Below are 20576 nucleotides of genomic sequence, written 5' to 3'. Positions count from 1 at the left end.
AAATAGACCGTCCCCTCCGAAAGGGGTGCGGTCTGTTGGTTCGTGATCTACCCGGCGGAGCTTATTGTCCACTCCGGCTTAAGCTGGCAGGTGCTCTTTGCAGAACAAGACTAAGGCTGCTTCCTCGTCCTCTTCCATATCAAAATCAAGAATCCGGCCGGTTGTGGTCTCCAGCAGATCGTAGCTGACGATGCTGAGCTGTTCTTCCTCCACCTTCACGATGGCCCGTGCGGATAAGCCATTCTCTTCGTACAGCTCATCATCCTCAGGCACTTCCAGATTAATAACAAACTCGTACCGCTTGCCGCTTAAAATATTAAATGGATCTCTTACGTTCTCCACGGTGTAGCTTGTAAATGTCAACATTTCACATTCCTCTTTTCATCATTCATCTGGCTATTGTATCATACAATCCATGGCAGAGGCTCCCTCAGTTGCCCGCTGCAGACCAAATTACCAGGAAAATGCCGGATTATCGCGGATCTTCCGGATTGTACGCTAGTATTATAACAAGTACAGATCAAATCCATCTATTGATTTTTGTAAAAGTCTGTAAGAATCAGGGGTTAATGCTAGACAGCCACATCGGCTTACCGGTGTCCTCATAAGCTTCGGGCATTGCCGCGTCTTTTATACCTGACGTATGGATGGGCGGGCCCACAAAACATAAATGTCAGCGGGTTAATCCCAAAAAAGGGCGGTGCCCCGTATGTGAACACGGGGCACCGCCCTTTTGTAACGCTATACTACGGGCGCTGCATTAACGGCATCTCTGCCGTTGTTCCGTCCCGTCACTGCTTCCAGCAGGCTGCCTGGGTTACCCGGCGGCCACGCCGCTCTCAGCAGCGGCGCCCTTGGCTTTCTTGATCTGCTTACTGCGCAGCTGACCGCAGGCGGCGTCGATATCGACGCCGTGCTCCAGCCGGGTGCTTACGCTGACGCCCTGCTTTTTGAGCGTATCAAAGAAAGCCCGCACGGATTCACGCTCGCTCCGCTGGTATTGGCTATGCTCATCTACAGGATTGTACGGAATCAGGTTCACGTTAGCCATCTGGCGGCGGTCTCCGATCAGCTCTGCCAGCTCCAGGGCATGCTCCTGCTGGTCATTGATATCCTTAAGCAGAATGTACTCCAGTGTAATTCTCCGGTTCGTCTTCTCCAGATAGTAATCAATAGCGGGCATTAACTTCTCTATAGGAATGGCCCGGTTGATCTTCATAATCCGTGTCCGCAGCTCATTATTCGGCGCATGTAAAGAAATAGCCAGGTTGACCTGCATATTGGCATCAGCAAATTCTCTGATTTTGTCAGCCAGACCGCTTGTGGACACCGTGATGCCCTTGCCGGCAATCGCCAGTCCCTTATGACTCTTGATAATAGTCAGGAAATTGAGCAGGTTCGTAAAATTATCAAACGGCTCGCCGATCCCCATTACTACCACATGGCTGACCCTTTGACCCAGACCTGCGCGGTCCAGATGATGCTGCACCTTCATAATCTGCTCCACAATCTCTCCGCTGGACAGATCGCGGCTCTTCGCCAGCAATCCGCTTGCGCAAAAACTGCAGCCGATGTTGCAGCCCACCTGAGTTGTCACACAGACGGACAAACCGTACTTCTGCCGCATTAGCACCGTTTCGATCAGGTTGCCGTCCTTCAGGCGGAACAGAAACTTAATTGTGCCATCCGCCGACTCCTGCTTCACATGCTCGTCCATCGTTTGAAAGACAAAATGCTCTGACAGGAGCTGCACTGTCTCGCTGTTCACCTCGGTCATTTCCGCGAAATCCGTAACCCGCTGGCGGTACAGAGAGTCCCATATCCGGGACGCGCGGGATTTCTTATGACCATGCTCCACGAGCCATGACGACATTTGTTCCAAAGTTAATCCATAAATGGATTGTTTATTCATTATTTATCCTCTTTTCAAAACATTAAAGTTCAATTCATTCTACCTTGCAGGGCTCCGTCTAACAACATGCACTTATTGTCTCAAATTTTTTTTATTAAAACAAGAAGATTCCAGTGCTTCCCCGGCTTCCGCGAAGACGGACAGCCCTCTGAAAGACATACAAGCGTACCCGAAAGGATCGGATACGCTTGTATTGGATTGGCATAAGCATCCGCCCATTATTTGAAAATGGCGAACTTCAGCTGTTTTTTCTTAAGATATTCTATAATGGCAGGCAGCGCTTTGACTGTTATTGCTTTTTCATGCAGCAGATAGATGCCCCCGGAGGGGTCCGTATGATAAAAATATTGGATGATTTGCTCCGAGGTCTGTGCTTTCCAGTCTTCAGGATCACGGTTCCAGAGCAGTACTTTCAAGTTCTGTTTGACGGCTTCTGCAGCCAGAGAACCGTTGATAGCCCCATAAGGCGGACGAAATACGGTCACCGGCCTCCCTATATTCTGCTCCAGTACCTGAACGGAACGCAACAGGTTGTTATGGTTCTCCCCGCTGCTGTTCTTCGTCATGTCGCTGTGATCCCAGGAATGACTGCCCACCGGCATTCCGTGTGCATTGGCATATTGGACCGCTTCCGGGTGCTGCTGGGCATTCTGGCCAATGAACAGAAAATTCGCCGCAATTCCGTACGCCATAAGAATATCGACGATTTCCTTAGTGTACTTGGATGGGCCATCATCAAAGGATAAAGCTACATAACCCTTCAGCAGACTATACTCATAACGGCTTCCGTCCAGCTCCATCTCTTCAACTGTCGGGTTCTGCACCTCTGGCTCCGCACTCTGTACCGGCGCCGGTTCTTGTTCTGTTTCCGGCACAGCTTCAGCTTGAGCGCTCTGAAAGGATGCCGTATGAACTACAGGGACATAGGGCACAGGGACACTGCTGTCCACCGGCGACGTGAAGTCTTCATGCGCTTCAGCACTATTGAGCAGAGTGTCATCCATCCGCAGAAAAAATAATACGAATAACAGGCTGAACAACATGCAACGCGTTACAATAGGCCGGGTAACCCGGAAGGCGCTTGCACGTCGCTTGGGCGGCTGTGGTTGTTCAGGCTCGGGCACAGGAACCACTGCTTGAACCGTATTCGCTTCATCGGACGGCATGGTTTGCTGTTTCAACTCAAGGAGCTGTGAGACGAAATCTTCTGAGCAGGCAAAATACAGAGTCTCGGAGCAGGTTCTGTTCATCTTGGTGAGAGAGCTGAAATATTTGCGGCGAAAGGGGTCCCACTTGGGGTAAATCGACAGCCGTACTCTGTGTTCCTGATAAGAGCCCAGTATGCTATTCACTTGCAGATATGTATATTCATCGATGAGGAGAACTTTTCGGGTGAATCCGCCGCTATGGGTTAGACCTACCTCCATCTGATAGCTATCCTGCATAGGCTCAAGCGCCAGCAGCTCTATCATCAGTGCGGAATCTTGTTCTAAAAGAGGCATAGTAATTATGTAGTCCCGTTATCTGTGCGGTCTGCCGGGGGAGTACTTCCTCCAAAAGGAGCCGTCATACGCGTGGTGAAATCGTTAATCATGCTGGAGAGGTAGGCTTTCTCCTGCCGGACCGTTTCGTATTTCTGTTTCATATGGGCGTTCTCTGTTTCAAGGCGTCCGATTTTTTCCTCAAGCTCGTTCATCTTCTTCAGCTTCTCCGAAATGGCATCATTATGCTTCTGAACGAGATTCGTATACTTTTGCCGCTCCAGCTCGATGGTGCTCTTGAGCTCGTCCATTTCTGAAGACAGGGTGGTGTGCAATTCACGGTGGTCCTCCATGACCTGATCCACCTTCAGGTTGCGCTCTACCAGCTTATGCTCCAGCTCCAGGATGCTTCTTTCCCGTTCCTCAATCACCTTGTTCAGATTCTTCAGGTCCTTGTTCAAACGCTCCACATGTCCGCTGGTATGCGTCAACCGGTCCTGGAGCTCATGATTGGTTGTATCCGCATGCGTTCTGGCCTGGATCATTTGCTCTACTGCAAAAATCAAATCAAGTGACTTCTTGTCCAGCTGCGCTTTGCCTATGGAAATGAGGCTGGACAGGCTCTCGTTCGTTTCGTAAGTTTCCTTTTCCTCAGGCGGGTCTTCCGCCAATTGAACCTTTTGAACCACGCCGGGCCTGGGCTGCTTGTCCGCCATGTCTTTTTTCTTGAAAAAAGGAGTCGCCATCTATGCTATCACCTCATTATATATGTCAAAATATGTCGAGCCTATACGCATTTATTATAGTTGATTTTACCTGTATGTAAGTGAGCCTTAGTATCTAAGTTTCGCAAATGTATCCAAAGGCCTAATTTCCCTTGGGCGGAAGTATTAACCAACAACTTAGGAATAATTGCCCATGCTATAGGCACTTTTTTGTACAGAATCTGGATACTTCGAACTTTAGGTAAATGCTGGGGCTAGATAAATGGGCAACAAAAAAGCGCAATCCCGGGGACCGCGCTTCAGCGATACTTGATTTATTTGTACAGCACTTTCTCCACATTGTATTTAGCTCTAAGCTTATTCACAATGTACGTTTCGTAAATCTCTCTGTCGACGGCTTCATCGACGATGCAAACTTCAATCTTGGTCACTTCATCACGGTGCGGCTTCATCACGGAAACATTATCTTCGAAATGCTTTTTGATCCGCGGTCTCAGCTTTCTGGCCTTACCCACGAACAGCAGCTCATCCTTGTCATTGTAGAACATGAAGATGCCGCCTTGTTCCCGGGTAATCAGGTGGAAATCTGTAAATCCGTAAATATGGCTCAGTACGGGATTCGCCTGCTTCGTAATGGTGACATCCGGCGTTGGAATCGTAATGCTGATCATTGTAGCTCACTTCCCTCTTGGATATAGACATAAATAGTAACATAGTTCCAGAACCCTGACTATACAGAAGCAGCGCCGGATTATACAAAGGGGAGCCCTGCGTGCAGATCGGGACCGGGATGTATGAGCCTGCTGCTCATAAAGATTTGGCCTGACGGCTCTGAATGGCTTGGATCGTCTCCCGGATTCCTTCCTCGAATGAAGTCGCCGGAATCGGGCCGACCAGACGCTCATACTTCCGGCCGCTTAAACGGAGCGGTTCCTTCGTCAGATAGAGCATCTCTACAATCTCTTTCATGACCGGTACAAACAGGCCAAGCAGCGATAAACCAAAGGCCCCCACCGGGATGACCGGTTTGGACTTGCCGCTTGCCATCCGGGCGATGCGGACAATTTCCCGGCCGGAGATGGTACCTGCACCGGGAATGTTCCAGTTCTGCCCATAGGCCTCTTCCCGGAGGGCCAACTCCACGATCATCACCGCTGCATCGGGCAGATATACATATTCACGCGGCACCGTCATATTCCCGACGAACATTCCCGGTTTGCCGGCAGCAATCGCATCAAGCGTTGAACCCAGATACGAAGCTTCATTGGCAGTAGGGCCATAATAATCAGGCAGCCGTACTATCATGCCTTGGGTATGGCTCCAGCGCGGGCTGAAGAACATCCGCTCGAACTCCAGCTTTGTTTTGCCTTTTTGGGTATGCGGGTTCTTGGGGAATTCCTCCGTGATCGGCTGCTCATCCTTTCTGCGTCCGTAAGGATAAATTCCGTCTACTGCAACGACCCGGGCACCGAGTCTGTCCGCCGCCTCCATCACGGCCTCACCCATTGGAAGCAGTCTGGTGCTCATTTCGTTATAAGGCACCGACGCGCTGTGAAAAATAATATCCGCTCCCTGCGCAGCCTTGAATACATCCTCCGGTTTGAACACATCTCCTGTTTTCAAACTAAGACCAGCCGGATGGCCCAGTTTTGCTGCGAACTGCTCCAGCTTCGGCAATGACCGTCCAAAAGCAACCGTTTCGATCCCTCTCCTCAACAGTTCGGCAATGATTACCGTTCCTGTTCCTCCCGTTGCACCCAACACGACAGCCTTCGTTGTTTTGTTCATCATTAGTTATTCCTCCAATTTGTTTTTGTTATTTGTTATTGATTAATCACTACCTATTGACCGTAAGGGCAGAGCCCTTAGGTCCAGGGGCTGGTTGATTCCCCCCGGCTACTCCAAATGCTTCGGTTTCAGATCAGGCATCTCCAGCGCCATCGCAATATGGCACAGCATACCATTGGCCATAAATGTACTGACTTCTACCTCGGGATGAGCGATCCCCGCTGCAGTAAACTTGCTTTCCATCAGGCTTGTCACCCTTTGCATTCCTGTCTGCATAGACCGGCGGATGGCTTCATCACGAATTCCGAGCGCCTGCACCTGCAGAATGATTTCACTTGGATGTGTCTCCATCATCTGCTCATATACCCGGATCGATTCCCGAAGCAATTCTTCTCCCGAAGCCTTCACCTCTGTAAACGTGCGGATCGTCCGTTCAAATGCCCGGTCCAGCGCCGCCACAAACAGCTCTTCCTTGTTCTTGAACAGCTTGAAAATGTACGGCTGGGAGATCCCCACCTTCTCTGCCACCTGTGCGGTAGTGGCCTTGAAATAGCCATGCTCTGCGAATACAACCACAGCCGCCTCCAGGATTTGCTCCCTCCGGTTGACTGAGGTTGCTTCATCCTTCGTCCGTGCGCCTCCCGATAGCTTTGTCATGCTGGCCTCCTGTTGTTCTGCGGATATGTGTTCTGATAAGATGTTGGGTTTTGATGATTAGTTTTTGGTTATTGGTCAATCACTATCTTAATTTGAAGTATACAAGAACTCTTCCCGGAAATCAAGCCTATATTTAAAATTTTTTGAATCCATTCTCCATGCAGAGCCTAGAAGCCTTTCTATTATAAAAAACAGCTGGCCCCGCCTTTGATAATAAGGACGGAAACAGCTGTTTTATGAAACCCTTCGTTACAGCACTGCTGTCCTTAATTCCGGCTCCGCAGCTTAGACAGCAGTCTGAGAATCTCTACATAGAGCCATACCAGTGTGACCATAAGGCCGAATGCTCCGTACCATTCCATGTATTTGGGAGCGCCCTGCTGTGCGCCGTTCTCAATAAAGTCAAAGTCCAGCACCAGATTGAGCGCAGCCACAATAACGATAATGACCGAAATGCCGATTCCGATCAGGCTGTTGCTGTGCAAATATGGAACCGTTACACCGAACATTCCCAGCACAAAGCTCAGCAGATAGACGATGGCAATTCCGGCTGTGGCAGCAAATATGCCGAGCTTGAATTTTTCCGTCGCTCTAATGATTCTTGTCTTGTAGGCAAGCAGCAAAGCGACAAATATACTCAGCGTCAACAAGGCGGCCTGCAGAGTAATCCCATAGTACAGGCCCTCGTATGTTGCTGAAATAGCACCCAGAAACAAGCCTTCAGCCAGCGCATAGACAGGCACCAGATACGGTGCAGCAGTCGGCTTGAAGCTGATAATCAAGGCAAGCACGAACCCGATCAGTGCACCGCCGACGGCATAAGGGCCTACATTTTGTCCATTGAAATACATCGACCAGGCACTGAACGCCCCTGCCAGCAGAATGGTCAGTGTGATAAAGGTTTTGTTGACCGTTCCGTTAATGCTCATGCGTTCCTGCCCGGAGTACCGCTCTGCACGCTCAAACGTTTTTTCATTTAGTGTGGGATTTCCGCTGCGTCCGATCAAGAGATCATCTCATTTCATCACTTATTTGTGTCCATAATAGCATATTCACCGCATGAAAACATTCGTCTCGCCTTCCCCTTAATTCTGAGGAGGGTGAAAGGGACAAGCCGGCTTAGGTTCAGGAGCAGCCTCAGCGTTTGAACTGATCTTAGAGTCTGGACTCCTCTGTGAGCCTTCTTCCAGCCAATGGGCGTATGCCGCTTGCTGATAGATCAGCCTCGGGCTGAGGTTCAGCTCCTTCAGGGTGTTATCGTTCCAAACCGGTGTAGACGATGGTGACATTGGAGGGATCAGCCAGCCCCACTTGCCTGAGACCTGGCGTCCCTGCTGCTTCTCCTGCTCCTGGAAGCGGGCGAACTGATCGGCGGCAGTATGATGATCCACAATGCTGACCCCCGCCTGCTTGAAGGAATGCAGCACCGCGCGGTTCAATTCCAGCAGTGCCCGGTCTTTCCAGAGAGAGGTGTTGGTCGAACGGTCCAGACCGAGTAGATCCGCTACAGCCGGTAGCCGGTTATAGCGGCTTGTGTCCCCAAGATTGCGTGAACCAATCTCTGTCTCCATATACCAGCCGTTAAAAGGCGCAGCAGTATAAGAAATTCCACCGATTTCGAGCAGCATATCCGACACGACCGGTACAGAATACCAGCGCAAGCCAAGCTCCGGGAACCGTTCGATCTCGGGATGGGTCAGCGGGACCTCCTGCACCAGCTCTGGCGGAATGGCGAACCAGCGCGGTTCTTCTTCACCAATGCTGACGACCAGCGGAAGCACATCGAAGTCTCCGCCATTGCCCTGCCAGCCCAGCCTCCGGCAGACGGCAGTGAACACATCCGATGCCGGATCGCCGGCACGGGCAAGGTCCCCTTGTCCAGGGTATCCGGCATAACGGATCAGCTGGTGATTCCAGATCCGGACCGCCTTCTCCAGATTCCCGCCGCTGCGGAATACCGTAATCATAGGCCGGATGCGGCCGCCATTGTTCGCCTGCTGCACATGCTGCAGCAGTGCCGCCGCCACCTCCTCGGCAGTCTCTGCCTGCCGGGCATCGTTCACCTCAAGGGTGTGCCAGAACAGGCGTCCGATGCAGCGGCTGTTGTGGCGCCAGGCCATTTTTGCACCATGGGCAAGCTCTTCCTCTGTATGGTTGTAGGTACCGGATTGCTCGATTTCCTTATGTATGGCCTGAATACGTTCCGCGATGAGCTGCTCCGGCTTCTCCAGCTCTGTATAGCATAGCCGGATGAAAGATTCTGCCTGTCCGGTCAGCTTCCCGTACGACTTCTCTTGTTCCCTATTATCCATCCTGCCTACTCCCACTCCTCTCCCGTAGGATTTCACCTTCGGAAAATTGAATGATTTCATCATAGTAACTCCTGGAGGAATATGCAAGAATGGCTGCAAGAGGCTGATTGTAGACGAAAATCGATTATAGCCTTCCTGTTCACCCGATCTCTGATAAGATATAGCTGATCTCCAAATGCTGTTCCTTGGATTGTAAAGCCAAACCTGAAGGAGTGACGGGGCATGAGTAAATTCGGAATGATTGCCAAATTCACCGCCAAACCAGGTGAACGTGATGCCCTTGCGGCGATTCTTCTGGAAGCTGCAGCTGCAATGGAGCAAGTTCATGAATGTGAGCTGTACATCGTTAACCTCTCGGAGAGTGAGCCTGACACCCTCTGGGTTACTGAGGTATGGAGCCATGCGGAAGCCCATGCGGCTTCATTGCAGGAGGAGTCCACCCGGGAGGCCATCCAGCGGGCTAAGCCGCTGATTGCAGGTGTTGAACCTACCCGGCTGATTCCCCTTGGGGGCAAGGGACTTGAGTCCCTTAATCCCGACGCCTAAGAGATGTTTTGAACAAAAAAAGCAATAATGGCAGCCGCATGAAGCACTGCACTATTGCTTTTTTTGCTTGCAGATATACTCTGATTTCTTCCTTCGCATGAGAGTCAACCCATCTCTGCCAGTCTGGCGATGATTCTTCTTTTGCGGTAGAGCATCCGGGCGGCCTCGGCCACATCCTCCAGCGCCTTACGGTTGATATAGGCCCCGAAGAACATCCCCGCTACAGGGACAGCCTGCAGCATCTTTTTCCAGCCCCAATTGTCCCGGTACACCGTGATGACCTCCCGCCAGCCCTGAATCCTGGACACGGCAGCCTGGGTTCCGGCAGTAATATCGCCGTCGCCACCTGCCTGCAGATTAAGCTCCTTCAGGATGGTTCGCTTGCCCACAATATCCGAAGAGGCAAACTGCATCACCTTGACGGCAAATATCCGTTCTGCTTTATCTGTAGGATTGTAGCCATAGCAGAGGCCAATCTCCTGAATGACTTTAAGGGACAGGCCCAGAATCGCGGGGATGTCCGCCGCCAGCGTGAACAATCCGCCGAATCCCGTCGTCGCTCCTTGCGCGGTGGCGACGTTCCTGCTGCTCATTGTAAGCTGCCGGGCAGCATTATCCATCACCGCCAGCGGATATGGTCCCTTCCCGGTCCCTCCGGCCGCGCGGCTCCCGGTCTCCATTAACACCCCAACCTTGCGCCCGGCTACGAGATAGTTGCCCCCATTCTGGATATAGCCTCCCAGCTCGTCGAGCAGCTTGCCCAGCTTCTCATGAATAAACTTCGGCGTAAGCTTATCGAACAGCTTGAACGGCAGCCTGGTGATGCGGTCCCAGATCATTAGCTGGTTCTGTTCCTTTTCCCACTTCATAATTTCGGCAAGCGCGGCATTCAGCTCCTCTACAGTCTCCAGATACGGCCCGGTGGTTTCCGGCATCTCTAAGCCCCCTTAATGATACTTGTTCGTTTCAATAGTACGTTCGTTGCAGGCAATCGGTTCTGTTAACTTTATTAACCCGTTTGTGGACACTTGAAAGATTAAGGGATTATAGGCTGTCAAGAACCTCATGCCACCAATCTGCTCACCTGCGCCGAATTCAAGGGTATTTATACCTTTCATTCCACCATTTTGCTCTCCTGAGCCGAATTCAAAGGTATTTCTACCTCTCATTCCACCGTTTTGCTCTCCTGAGCCGAATTCAAAGGCATTTATACCTTTCATTCCACCATTTTGCTCACCTGAGCTGAATTCAAAGGTATTTCTACCTCCCATGCCACCAATTTGCTCACCTGCGCCGAATTCAAGGGTATTTATACCTTTCATTCCACCAATTTGCTCGACTTGGTTCCGTAGTTCATTTAGCTACTTCGGGGTTCTAAAAGAACAGCTTTTGCATAACAAAAAAGCATTCCCGGATAATACCGGAAATGCCTGAGCTTCAAATATCTACTGTTTGGTGCCTCTATTTGCTGCTTCTGCGAGAGCGAGCCTCTTTTTCTCATCAGCCAGTCTTTCCTCGGTCAGATCCACCCCATGGCCCCCAATCGAGCCCTCCGGAGCATGGCTCACTGCCTCCTCCGCGTGCGTTAGGCTGTTCTCAGCCTGCATAAGCATCTGATCATTCGGATGGCTGAGCGCCTGGGATACAGAGTTATGCAGCGTGGTCACCGCATCCTGCGCCTGATCTACCGTACTATTGGTCCGGAGGCTGGATTCGTAATGCTTCATCTTGTCAACCGCTCCCTTCTGTCTCACTGTTCAATCCTTTTTAGGATGGATAGAACAAAGGTTTTTATACATTCCATTTGTAACTCCCGCGTCAAATCACGGCTTATTGGATGGAGTTATTTTCGATTTCGGTAAAGTTTGTAATCGCTCTGTTAAATAATTTAAATTCGATTGAAACCCATTTCGCCTGGCTGTATGATGATCACAAACAACAAGAATCAATATGAAAACACAAGAAAACAAATTCCTAATGTAAGGAGAATGGCAGATGAAGAATCAAATTTACCTGGCAAGAAATAAAACGGTGTATAAAGGCAATCTGCATCTCCACACCACATGGTCTGACGGCTCACTCCCGGCAGCGGAGACTGTCCAGGTGTTCAAGGAGAAGGGCTATCATTTTATTTGCATAAGCGATCATGATGTCTATTCCAGAACGGATGAGTTCAATACAGACCATTTCATCACGATTCCCGGAATGGAGCGGGGCGGGCTCAACCCTGTACCTGATAAGGACCCGGGCTACCACTTCGGAGTTCTGGATGATCCCACCGCACAGCCTGTGCAGCCAAGATTCCAGCATCTCGAGAGGTTCCCGGTTCCCATTCCCTGGGAGGGGGATCAGTCCCCGCAGGTGCTGATTGATGAGATGATTGCCCACGGTAATCTGGTGATTTTCAACCATCCGGAGTGGCATCTGACGCGCTTTGAGGACATGGTCAACTACGACGGATTTTTTGCCGTTGAAATCTATAACCATGCAACGGAATGGTCTACGGTCAGCTCCTATGGAGCTGCCTATTGGGATCACGCGCTGCAGAACGGCAAACGGGTGTATGGCATCGCTGCGGACGACTCCCACGGACACGACCGGAATTGGGCGTTTCCTGAATACGGCGGCGGCTGGGTTCAGGTTCAATCGGAAGCGCTGACGCCTCACGATATTGTGACCAGTCTTAAGGCAGGCAGCTTCTATTCCAGCACCGGACCGGAGATCTACGATCTTCGGGTGGAAGACGGACAACTCATCATTGAATGTTCCCCCTGCAAATTCATTATGTTCAAAGCGTTCCCGCTCCGGGGGCCGTTTGTCGGTAATTACCAGAATGGTGAACCCCTGACGGTCGCCTCGATGCCGGTAGAACCGGAGATGCAGTATATCCGGGTGGAGTGCATTGATTTTGACGGAAATGTAGCTTGGTCCAATCCGGTGTTTGTAGCAGATTTACTGGAGGGGGACGAATAAGGATGACGCCGGTGATTGTTCTGGACAACCAGAAACGCAAGTATAAAGGCAATCTTCATACACATTCAACGCGCAGCGACGGGCAGTACCCTCCCGAAATGGTAATGAACGCCTATAAGAATAACGGCTATGACTTTATGTGCCTGAGCGATCATGAAATCTATTTCAAGTCAGACGCCTATGATGATGAACGCTTCATCATGATAGACGGCTACGAGATGGCTTGTGAGATGAGCAGACAGGAGACAGGCCAGCAATACCATATCCATGGACTGCTCGACCGGACGCTGCATTCGGCCCAAGAATTCAGGCATGACGAAGAGCATGCGAAGCCGGATTATGAGGACCTGGACACCATTCAAAGCTTGATCGACGAAATGCGGGATAAGGGAAATCTGATTATTATGAATCATCCGGAATGGTCCAGGAATACACCGGAGGATCTGCTGCGGCTGGAGGGCTATTTCGCCATCGAGATATACAACCATCAGTCGGAGCTTGATGAGGCGGTTGGATATGGGGTTCATCATTGGGACTATTTGCTGAAGCACGGCCGCAAGGTGTACGGGATCGCCTCGGATGACGCACACGGCGGTGACATCGACATTGCGATCTCTGAATTTTTCGGCGGATGGGTGTGCGCTGAAGCGGAGAAGCTGGAGCAGCAATCTGTCATTGATGCCTTAAAAGCCGGTCAATACTATTCGTCAAACGGCCCTGAAATCTATGACCTGCGGGTACAGGATGGCTTCCTTCAGATTGAATGCTCTCCGGTCAAGTTCATCAGATTCCTTACACATCCCGGCAATGGCCGCAACATATACAGCAAGGAGGCACTTCCCGTCAGCCAGGGCTCCTACCGGATAGAGGGCAACGAGCAATATATCCGCGTGGAATGCGTGGACTTTGAGGGGAAGGTGGCCTGGTCTAATCCTATTTTCCCGGCCGACCTTCCGCACGGAGCCCTTGAATAGGGTGGACAGCTTAGAATGGCAGTTCCGCAGGGACATGAAAAGGCTTGTCCTGCCTTCGATTCTACAGATGCTAATAGGGAATTCATTCTCGCTGATCAATACGCTGATGGTGGGCAGCATGGGCGATTCCGCCATAGCGGTTATGGCCGCCGCAGGTCAGATCAACTTTATTCTCGGGATGATTCTATCCGCCATCTTCGGCATTTCTGCCTACATCACCCAATTTCATGGGAAAAACGATACCGCCAATGTGAAAAAGGCCTTTGGACTCATGCTTATCTCCAGTGTCGCTATCAGCTTAACTGCATTCATATTAGTCTCCTGCTTCAAAGCTCCCATCCTGTCGCTATTTATTAAGGATAAGGACGTTGCTGCTTACGGCGTTCAATATGTATCCGTCATCGTATTCGTCTATCTGATCAATTCGGTTAAGGATGTATACGGAAATGCACTCGGCTCGATCGGAAAAATGAAGCTGATGCTGGTGGTTGGCATGATCGGAATGCTGGTCAATGTCCTGCTGGACTACACGCTGATCTATGGAAAGCTTGGATTTCCCAAGTTAGGCATTGTTGGAGCGGGATGGGCGACACTTGCTTCATCCATTCTCAGCGCAGGTATTTTAATAGGCTATGTTTATGGAAGGAAGTACTACGTCAACGTTACGCTGCGGGAGATCTTCTCCTTCCATTGGCCGTTTGTAAAGAGAGTGTATGCCACCACACTGCCGCTCATGTTCCATGAAGGCATGTGGTCGGTCGGGAATATGCTGTATGCGCTGGCCTTCGGTCATATTGGCGTGGCGGCGCTGGCGACCTATCAATTGGCGAACACGTTCAACGGCTACTTCATGATGGGGATCTATGGCTTTGCTTATGCCGCAAAAGTAATGGTCGGCCAGAAGCTCAGCCAGGACGACCGGAACGAGGCGGTACTCTATGCCCGGAAATTCACTCGGATCGCCTTGTATTCCGCATTGGCCATGAGTGCTGGAATTCTGATTCTGAGCCCATATATTGTTCACTTATTTCCTAATCTCAGCCGTGAAGTGCAGTCGTCATTCCGTCATATCATGATCATTCAGGCAATCGTTATGGTCATGTTCTTCTTGAACAATCTATGGATTGTCGGACTGTTCAGAGCGGGCGGCGACAATCTGTACACGATGAATCTGGTCCTGGTCACCACATGGCTGATAGCCTTGCCTCTAGTGTTTGCTGGAGCTTATCTATTTCACTGGCCGGTGGAGTGGGTATACCTGATGTTTTCACTTGAGGAAGTATCGAAGGCATGTATCGGATTCTTCAGATACCGCTCAAATAAATGGGCACGCAACCTTGTCCATAACCTGTAGGAGGAACCATGGAACAACCCTATTTATTACTGACACCCGGTCCCCTGACGACAACCTCGTCCGTTAAAGAAGTCATGCTAAAAGACTGGTGCACCTGGGATAGCGACTACAAAGACATCGTTCAATCGATCAGAAGCAAGCTGCTTCAGCTGGGACAAGCACCCGAAGAAGAGTATACCGCAGTGCTGATACAAGGCAGCGGGACGTTCGGGGTCGAGGCGGTGATAGGCACCGCAGTACCGGGTGACGGCAAGCTTCTGATCCTCGCGAATGGTGCCTACGGCGAGCGCATCCAGGAGATCGCCCGTGTCCTTGGAATCCGGCACCGGACGCTTGAATATGCACCTGATGAGCTTCCCGGTGCAGACCAATTGGACGCCGTGCTCAAGCAGGATACCCTAATTACTCATGTAGCCTTCGTCCATTGCGAGACAACGACAGGGATTCTGAATCCGCTGGAAGCACTCGTTCAGGTAATCAAGAATCATGGCAAAATAGCCATCGTCGACGCCATGAGCAGCTTCGGCGGTACGCCTATAGCGGTCGGGGAGCTCGGCATCGATTATCTGGTCAGCAGCGCGAATAAGTGTATCCAGGGCGTCCCGGGCTTCAGCTTTGTGATCAGCAGGAAGAGTGCGCTTATCGAATGCAAGGGACGAGCAAGATCGTTATCCCTGGATTTGTTCGATCAATGGCAGGTAATGGACAACGATGCAGGCAAGTGGCGCTTTACTTCTCCTACGCATGTTGTCCGGGCATTTTATCAGGCGTTGCTTGAATTGGATGAAGAAGGCGGAGTCGAACAGCGATGTGCAAGATACACCAGGAATCAACAGACACTGGTGCGATTCATGGAGCAGGCAGGCTTTAAGGCCCATTTGCCCGCGGCTGTCCACTCCCCTTTTATCACTACTTTTGAATATCCGGCTCTTACATCATTTACATTCGAAGCATTCTATCGATTTCTAAAAGAAAAGGGCTTCGTCATCTACCCCGGCAAATTAAGCAAAGCGCTTGTGTTCCGGATCGGAACCATCGGCGATGTGCACATAGAGGATATTGAAAGGTTATGCGAGGCGGCAGCTTCTTATCTAACTACCCTGCGACTGGAGAGCTGATATGACGAAAAGAGTGCAAGGAATCATTATGGACTGGGCAGGAACCACGGTGGACTATGGCTGCATGGCTCCTGTTCAAGTGTTCCTCGAGATCTTCCATTCCAAAGGAATAGAACCGACTATGGCAGAGGTGCGGGCCCCCATGGGTCTGTTGAAATGGGATCACCTGAAGGCCATGCTCGAAATGCCAAGGATCGGCAGGCTGTTCGAAGAGCGCTTGGGCCGTCCTTATACAGACAGCGATGTAGACGAGATGCATGAAGCGTTCGAACCGAAGCTGCTGGGAATTCTGCACCGGTTCTCGGAGCCCATCGGGAATGTGGTGGATGTCGTCGATCAGCTGCGGCAGGAGGGCTTGAAGATCGGCGCTACCACCGGATATAACGATACGATGATGAAGATAGTGGCAGAGCATGCGCGGGAGAAAGGCTATGCACCGGACTATTGGGTAACGCCGGACTCGGTGAACGGCAAGGGCCGTCCCTATCCCTATATGATTTACTCCAATATGATTGAACTGGATATGGGAATGCCGTCACAGGTTATAAAGGTTGGAGACACGGCGTCCGACATGCAGGAAGCCAGAAATGCCGGTGTCTGGGCGGTGGGTGTGGTTAACGGCAGCTCGATGCTGGGCTTAACGCAAGAAGAGACCGCCGCAATGGAACCTGCTGTCCTAAGGGAATTTGCCGAGGCTGCCAAACAGCAATTCATGAATAACGGAGCCCACTATGTGATTGACCGGATATCTGATCTGCCAGACATTATCGAACGGGTGAACCGCCGGCTAGGGGAAGGGGATATGCCTTGTGGACTTTAGAGCTAATACGAGAACGGAGGGGGATATTAACTTATCCTCAGAGCGGCGAAGCTTTCAAGAAGCCTGGCTCAGTCCCGAAACGAAGGAAGTATTAGCAGAAGACAGCCGTTATTTCCTCCACCAGTCCATGTCGACACCATGCCTCAATGTCATCACAAATGCAGAAGGCATCTATCTGGAAGATATGGATGGCCGTAAGATTATGGACTTCCACGGGAACAGCGTACATCAGGTCGGGTATAAGAACCGGTATGTTCTGGATGCGGTGATGGCCCAAATGGAAAATCTCCCTTTTCTGCCCCGCCGCTTTACCAATCCGGTAGCCATCCGGTTAGCGCAAAAGCTGGCCCATCTGGCTCCAGGCGATTTGAATAAGGTACTATTCACGCCTGGCGGAACAAGCGCAATCGGACTTGCGCTGAAGCTCGCCCGTAAGGCAACTGGCAAATTCAAGACCCTATCCACTTGGGATTCGTTCCACGGCGCAAGCCTGGATGCGATTTCCGTGGGGGGAGAAGGCGTGTTCCGCAATGGAATAGGGCCACTCTTGCCGGGGTCGGAGCATATGATGCCCTATAATTCCTACCGCAGTATTTTCGGAGATCACGATGATGGCACCTATTCCCTTAACTATCTGGAGTACATGCTGGAGAGAGAAGAGGATGTGGGAGCTATCCTCCTGGAGCCGGTTCGGAGTACGGACGTGCAGATTCCTCCTCAAGCTTACTTCCAGAGGCTGCGCCGGCTCTGCGATCAATACGGTGTCCTGCTCATCTTGGACGAGATTCCTACGGCATTCGGAAGAACAGGAACGATGTTCGTTCATGAGCACTTCGGAATCGTGCCTGATATTGTAGTGATTGGCAAGGGCTTCGGTGGCGGAGTGTTCCCCATGGCCGGGATTATTGTCCGGGAAGGCCTCGATGTGGCACAGGACATTTCCCTTGGACATTATACGCATGAAAAGAGCTCTGTGGGCTGCGCAGCAGCACTCGCCACCATTGAATTCATCGAAAACAACGGCTTGCTGGAGCATGCCGTACAAATGGGAGCTTACCTTCAGCAGCGGCTTACGGAGATGATGCAAAGGCACGAAGCGATAGGCGATGTGCGTGTCATAGGAATGCTGGCAGGAATTGAACTGGTAACGAATAGGCACACGAAGGAAAAGGCGGTCGGACATACCGAAAAAGTGATGTATCTCTGTATGGAGAGAGGCCTGAGCTTCAAGGTATCGAATGGAAATGTCATCACGCTTGTCCCGCCCTTAATTACCACTCAGCAACAATTGGACCAGGCATTGACGATTATTGAGGAAGCTATCGATTTAACCTTCACCACATAAAAACAACTTTAAATGACTAAAAAACAACGAAAACAATATTAAACAACAACAAAACAAAAATAATACGTGGTTTTAATCCCAGGTTTACATGTCCCCTTTATACTAAGCTTGTACAGGAAAACAAGAAATGTGAAAAGGCCATAAGGAGGACTTCGAGGAATGAAGAAGCTTGTTGTTACTGCTTTGAGTGTAGTCTTGAGTACAGGACTGTTGGCGGGATGCGGATCGGGTAACGAACCGGCAGAGGCAACATCGGCAGGTGAGGCGAAGATGAAGGAGATTCAGATTTCTGTCCGTGAGAGTACTTGGGGAGCGCGCAAGGACAACTTCATCGAGGCGGAGAAGCGCCTGAACGAAGAACTGAAGGCTGACAATGTTCATGTAAAGATCGACTGGTGGCCGGGAATCGGCGATGACGAGCTCATTCTTCAGGCCCAGGCCGGAAAAGTAGCCGATATCTTTATGAATTCCAGCGTGGATATTGGCTGGGAGCTCAATGCCGGTATCATCCGTGATGTGGATTGGGTTAAGGATTCTAAAGTATTCAAGAATGTGCCGGATTCCTATACCAATATCATGAAGTACGACGGTCACTACTATGGGGCTATTCAGGATATGGATGCTTCCCCGGTATTCATCAGCCGCAAAGCACTCGAAGGTCTCAGCTGGACGAAGGAGCAGATCGATGGCTTAAGACAGCGTGTGGACTCCGGCGACTTCACATTCGGGGATCTCGAAAAGCTGGCTGAGGAAGCGAAGCAGAAGAACTTGGTCAAGATGGGCTTCGCAGTAGAAGATACACGTTTTGAAGGCTGGAATTACGCGTTTGGCAACTACAACTATAATGTCGATGAGAATAAAATGGTGCTGACCAAAAAAACCAAAGACGTCTATGACTTTTGGGCAGATGCAGTGAAACGCGGCATTATCAACGAATCCATCGGTGATGTAGACACAGATAAGGCAGCGCCTATGTTTGTTAAAGGTGAGATTTTCGCGGAATTCGCCCGCACCGAGTTCTATCAGATGATGCGTGAAGCGAATGGCATGCAGAACGACCTTGAAGGCTTCAACACCTGGTTCAATAAGAATATCGTCTGGATTCCTATTCCCTCTGCTGAAAAGGGCGGCAAACCTGTATCCTACAGTAACCCGGCTATGATCTACGTGGGGCCAACGGTTGATGACGAGAAGATGCCGTATGTCCAAAGATTGATTGAGCACGTACTTGACCCGGACCTGCAAATCAATCACACGCTGGTCAGCGGTAAACTTCCGGTAACACCGGAAGCGCAAGAAGACAAACGCTTCAAGGAAATGGACTTCTATAAGGATCATGCATACCTGCTCGAATTCACGAAGACCCGTCCGGCTCAACCGGATTACGCAACCTATACCAAATCCTACATTTTGGGTGTGGATGCCATCCTGACCAAAGGCCAATCCGCAGAACAGGCATACGAGTTGTTCCAGAAGGATGCGAAGCAGAACGTACCTTCCGATCATCTCATCATTGAACAATAACAGCCTGGGATTCACTCTACGGGAAACGGATACCGTCCTTTGTAGGACTGCGTAGCCGTTTCCTCTTGTTCCATATTATGAAGGCGGGTGAAGGATCGGCATGGATCACACTACAGTTCAACCTATCTACAAAAAACCGTTTAAAAAGAAGATGTACCCTTATTTCTTCATCATGCCGTTCGCGGCATTGGTTCTTGTTTTCTTTGTCTTGCCGGCCATCGCAACGATCGCCATGTCCTTCACGGATTTGAATGCGTCGATGAAGCCGAAATTCGTAGGATTTGAAAATTTCACAAGAGTATTCTCAGACTATAATCTTCCGGCTATTTTATGGAATACGGCTATTTTCTCCATCCTGTCCTTATCGGTCTCCCTGCTCTTTGCTCTGATTATATCCATTGCCACCCAGTACTTCCTCAAGGGAAAAATTACGGCTGTCATCTACAGAGTGCTGTGGCTCATTCCCAGTATTATCCCCGCTGTCGTCTATGTTACCTTCTGGAAGTATATCTTTGATCCTACGGAGGGTGGCCTAATCAACCGCATCCTGCTTCAACTGGGGGTAGAGTCCGATCCTGTGTCCTGGTTCTCCAAGGCCGCAATGGGAATTGTCATCCTGGCGACTGTCGTGTCCACGATATCCGGCGGTATGATTCTCTTGTCCGCAGCGATCAACTCGATACCCGAGGACTTGTACAAAGCGGCAAGAGTAGACGGCGCAAGCGAGAAATCCGTCATTATGAAAATCATTTTGCCCACCTTAAAGTGGCCGTTAATGTATATTACCATCTCGGAGCTGATCGGCTTTGTATCCTCCTATTTCTTTATCATGCTACTTACAAACGGCGGTCCGATGAGAGATACGACAACCTTGTCCCTGTACGCTTACCAGCAGGCCTTCAATCTGAAATATTATGGCTATGGAGCAGCGGTGTCGCTGATTGTTGTAATTATCTCTTTTATCCTAACGCTATTCTTTTTGCGGTTATTTGATTTTGACCAAATGATCAAACCTTCAAGAATTGAAGACTAATCCGGGAAGGCGGC

Annotated in this window: 21 protein-coding genes; 9 read left to right on the top strand and 12 right to left on the bottom strand. The window is 50.5% G+C overall.

Going from position 1 to position 20576, the window contains the following annotated elements; all coding sequences use genetic code 11:
* Positions 1–78 precede the first annotated feature (78 nt).
* The 9 genes from A3842_RS00975 to A3842_RS00935 form a co-directional block, all read right to left on the bottom strand.
* Complete coding sequence (locus A3842_RS00975; RefSeq protein ID WP_074088387.1) at positions 79–366, bottom strand: DUF6509 family protein; 288 nt, start codon at positions 364–366, stop codon at positions 79–81.
* Between the two features lie 451 nt (positions 367–817).
* Complete coding sequence (rlmN, locus tag A3842_RS00970) at positions 818–1912, bottom strand: dual-specificity RNA methyltransferase RlmN (RefSeq protein WP_074100127.1); 1095 nt, start codon at positions 1910–1912, stop codon at positions 818–820.
* A 218-nt stretch (positions 1913–2130) separates the two neighbouring features.
* Positions 2131–3414: a polysaccharide deacetylase family protein gene (locus tag A3842_RS00965; protein ID WP_083609424.1), complete on the bottom strand. Its 1284-nt coding sequence runs from the start codon at positions 3412–3414 to the stop codon at positions 2131–2133.
* Between the two features lie 5 nt (positions 3415–3419).
* Positions 3420–4139, bottom strand: coding sequence for a hypothetical protein (locus A3842_RS00960; RefSeq protein WP_074088384.1), 720 nt, complete (start codon positions 4137–4139; stop codon positions 3420–3422).
* Between the two features lie 293 nt (positions 4140–4432).
* Positions 4433–4789 carry a nucleotide excision repair endonuclease gene (locus A3842_RS00955; protein ID WP_074088383.1) on the bottom strand — a complete coding sequence of 119 codons (357 nt, stop codon included), beginning with the start codon at positions 4787–4789 and terminating at the stop codon, positions 4433–4435.
* A 136-nt stretch (positions 4790–4925) separates the two neighbouring features.
* Positions 4926–5909: an NAD-dependent epimerase/dehydratase family protein gene (locus A3842_RS00950; RefSeq protein ID WP_074100125.1), complete on the bottom strand. Its 984-nt coding sequence runs from the start codon at positions 5907–5909 to the stop codon at positions 4926–4928.
* A gap of 105 nt (positions 5910–6014) precedes the next feature.
* On the bottom strand, positions 6015–6563 hold the full coding sequence (locus A3842_RS00945; RefSeq protein ID WP_074100124.1) for a TetR/AcrR family transcriptional regulator: 549 nt from the start codon (positions 6561–6563) through the stop codon (positions 6015–6017).
* Positions 6564–6829: 266 nt separating this feature from the next.
* A complete protein-coding gene (locus A3842_RS00940) occupies positions 6830–7570 on the bottom strand; it encodes a Bax inhibitor-1/YccA family protein (protein ID WP_074088380.1) in 741 nt (246 codons plus the stop codon).
* A 78-nt stretch (positions 7571–7648) separates the two neighbouring features.
* The gene (locus tag A3842_RS00935) at positions 7649–8875 is read right to left on the bottom strand and encodes a nitric oxide synthase oxygenase (RefSeq protein WP_074100167.1); all 1227 of its coding nucleotides are present in this window, start codon (positions 8873–8875) and stop codon (positions 7649–7651) included.
* A gap of 222 nt (positions 8876–9097) precedes the next feature.
* Between A3842_RS00935 and A3842_RS00930 the strand changes: the two genes are divergently transcribed.
* Positions 9098–9421, top strand: a complete 324-nt coding sequence (locus A3842_RS00930; RefSeq protein ID WP_074100123.1) for a putative quinol monooxygenase — start codon at positions 9098–9100, stop codon at positions 9419–9421.
* A gap of 104 nt (positions 9422–9525) precedes the next feature.
* Here A3842_RS00930 and A3842_RS00925 read toward each other — a convergent pair whose 3' ends face one another.
* From A3842_RS00925 to A3842_RS00915, 3 genes are all read right to left on the bottom strand, one after another.
* Complete coding sequence (locus A3842_RS00925) at positions 9526–10356, bottom strand: EcsC family protein (protein ID WP_074100122.1); 831 nt, start codon at positions 10354–10356, stop codon at positions 9526–9528.
* Between the two features lie 12 nt (positions 10357–10368).
* A complete protein-coding gene (locus tag A3842_RS00920; RefSeq protein WP_074100121.1) occupies positions 10369–10743 on the bottom strand; it encodes a hypothetical protein in 375 nt (124 codons plus the stop codon).
* Between the two features lie 123 nt (positions 10744–10866).
* Positions 10867–11148 (bottom strand): hypothetical protein, encoded by a 282-nt coding sequence (locus A3842_RS00915; protein ID WP_074088376.1) that lies wholly within the window; start codon positions 11146–11148, stop codon positions 10867–10869.
* Between the two features lie 268 nt (positions 11149–11416).
* On the opposite strand from A3842_RS00915, the gene A3842_RS00910 reads away from it, so the two are divergent.
* The 8 genes from A3842_RS00910 to A3842_RS00875 all read left to right on the top strand — a co-directional run bounded on the left by A3842_RS00910 (position 11417) and on the right by A3842_RS00875 (position 20562).
* Complete coding sequence (locus tag A3842_RS00910; protein WP_074100120.1) at positions 11417–12394, top strand: CehA/McbA family metallohydrolase domain-containing protein; 978 nt, start codon at positions 11417–11419, stop codon at positions 12392–12394.
* A 2-nt stretch (positions 12395–12396) separates the two neighbouring features.
* Positions 12397–13368 (top strand): PHP domain-containing protein, encoded by a 972-nt coding sequence (locus tag A3842_RS00905; RefSeq protein WP_074100119.1) that lies wholly within the window; start codon positions 12397–12399, stop codon positions 13366–13368.
* A 34-nt stretch (positions 13369–13402) separates the two neighbouring features.
* Positions 13403–14722: an MATE family efflux transporter gene (locus tag A3842_RS00900; protein ID WP_143186114.1), complete on the top strand. Its 1320-nt coding sequence runs from the start codon at positions 13403–13405 to the stop codon at positions 14720–14722.
* Between the two features lie 8 nt (positions 14723–14730).
* On the top strand, positions 14731–15840 hold the full coding sequence (gene phnW, locus A3842_RS00895) for a 2-aminoethylphosphonate--pyruvate transaminase (RefSeq protein WP_074100117.1): 1110 nt from the start codon (positions 14731–14733) through the stop codon (positions 15838–15840).
* Position 15841: 1 nt separating this feature from the next.
* Positions 15842–16660 (top strand): phosphonoacetaldehyde hydrolase, encoded by an 819-nt coding sequence (phnX, locus tag A3842_RS00890; RefSeq protein WP_074100116.1) that lies wholly within the window; start codon positions 15842–15844, stop codon positions 16658–16660.
* Positions 16650–18005, top strand: a complete 1356-nt coding sequence (locus A3842_RS00885) for an aspartate aminotransferase family protein (protein ID WP_256701396.1) — start codon at positions 16650–16652, stop codon at positions 18003–18005. Before phnX ends, A3842_RS00885 begins: the two co-directional genes overlap by 11 nt.
* Before the next feature lie 159 nt (positions 18006–18164).
* Positions 18165–19529 (top strand): extracellular solute-binding protein, encoded by a 1365-nt coding sequence (locus A3842_RS00880; RefSeq protein ID WP_074100114.1) that lies wholly within the window; start codon positions 18165–18167, stop codon positions 19527–19529.
* A 100-nt stretch (positions 19530–19629) separates the two neighbouring features.
* Positions 19630–20562, top strand: coding sequence for a carbohydrate ABC transporter permease (locus A3842_RS00875; protein WP_074100113.1), 933 nt, complete (start codon positions 19630–19632; stop codon positions 20560–20562).
* The last annotated feature ends 14 nt before the right edge of the window (positions 20563–20576 follow it).

Source organism: Paenibacillus sp. P3E (genome assembly GCF_001909045.1).
Classification (GTDB): Bacteria; Bacillota; Bacilli; order Paenibacillales; family Paenibacillaceae; genus Paenibacillus_AQ; species Paenibacillus_AQ helianthi.
This window is presented reverse-complemented; position numbering and strand designations above follow the sequence as displayed.

Coding starts and splice junctions, on each gene's coding strand:
- A3842_RS00975 (WP_074088387.1), bottom strand. CDS start 366: ATGTTGACATTTACAAGCTACACCGTGGAGAACGTAAGAGATCCATTT.
- rlmN (WP_074100127.1), bottom strand. CDS start 1,912: ATGAATAAACAATCCATTTATGGATTAACTTTGGAACAAATGTCGTCA.
- A3842_RS00965 (WP_083609424.1), bottom strand. CDS start 3,414: ATGCCTCTTTTAGAACAAGATTCCGCACTGATGATAGAGCTGCTGGCG.
- A3842_RS00960 (WP_074088384.1), bottom strand. CDS start 4,139: ATGGCGACTCCTTTTTTCAAGAAAAAAGACATGGCGGACAAGCAGCCC.
- A3842_RS00955 (WP_074088383.1), bottom strand. CDS start 4,789: ATGATCAGCATTACGATTCCAACGCCGGATGTCACCATTACGAAGCAG.
- A3842_RS00950 (WP_074100125.1), bottom strand. CDS start 5,909: ATGATGAACAAAACAACGAAGGCTGTCGTGTTGGGTGCAACGGGAGGA.
- A3842_RS00945 (WP_074100124.1), bottom strand. CDS start 6,563: ATGACAAAGCTATCGGGAGGCGCACGGACGAAGGATGAAGCAACCTCA.
- A3842_RS00935 (WP_074100167.1), bottom strand. CDS start 8,875: ATGGATAATAGGGAACAAGAGAAGTCGTACGGGAAGCTGACCGGACAG.
- A3842_RS00930 (WP_074100123.1), top strand. CDS start 9,098: ATGAGTAAATTCGGAATGATTGCCAAATTCACCGCCAAACCAGGTGAA.
- A3842_RS00925 (WP_074100122.1), bottom strand. CDS start 10,356: ATGCCGGAAACCACCGGGCCGTATCTGGAGACTGTAGAGGAGCTGAAT.
- A3842_RS00920 (WP_074100121.1), bottom strand. CDS start 10,743: ATGAAAGGTATAAATACCCTTGAATTCGGCGCAGGTGAGCAAATTGGT.
- A3842_RS00915 (WP_074088376.1), bottom strand. CDS start 11,148: ATGAAGCATTACGAATCCAGCCTCCGGACCAATAGTACGGTAGATCAG.
- A3842_RS00910 (WP_074100120.1), top strand. CDS start 11,417: ATGAAGAATCAAATTTACCTGGCAAGAAATAAAACGGTGTATAAAGGC.
- A3842_RS00905 (WP_074100119.1), top strand. CDS start 12,397: ATGACGCCGGTGATTGTTCTGGACAACCAGAAACGCAAGTATAAAGGC.
- A3842_RS00900 (WP_143186114.1), top strand. CDS start 13,403: ATGAAAAGGCTTGTCCTGCCTTCGATTCTACAGATGCTAATAGGGAAT.
- phnW (WP_074100117.1), top strand. CDS start 14,731: ATGGAACAACCCTATTTATTACTGACACCCGGTCCCCTGACGACAACC.
- phnX (WP_074100116.1), top strand. CDS start 15,842: ATGACGAAAAGAGTGCAAGGAATCATTATGGACTGGGCAGGAACCACG.
- A3842_RS00880 (WP_074100114.1), top strand. CDS start 18,165: ATGAAGAAGCTTGTTGTTACTGCTTTGAGTGTAGTCTTGAGTACAGGA.
- A3842_RS00875 (WP_074100113.1), top strand. CDS start 19,630: ATGGATCACACTACAGTTCAACCTATCTACAAAAAACCGTTTAAAAAG.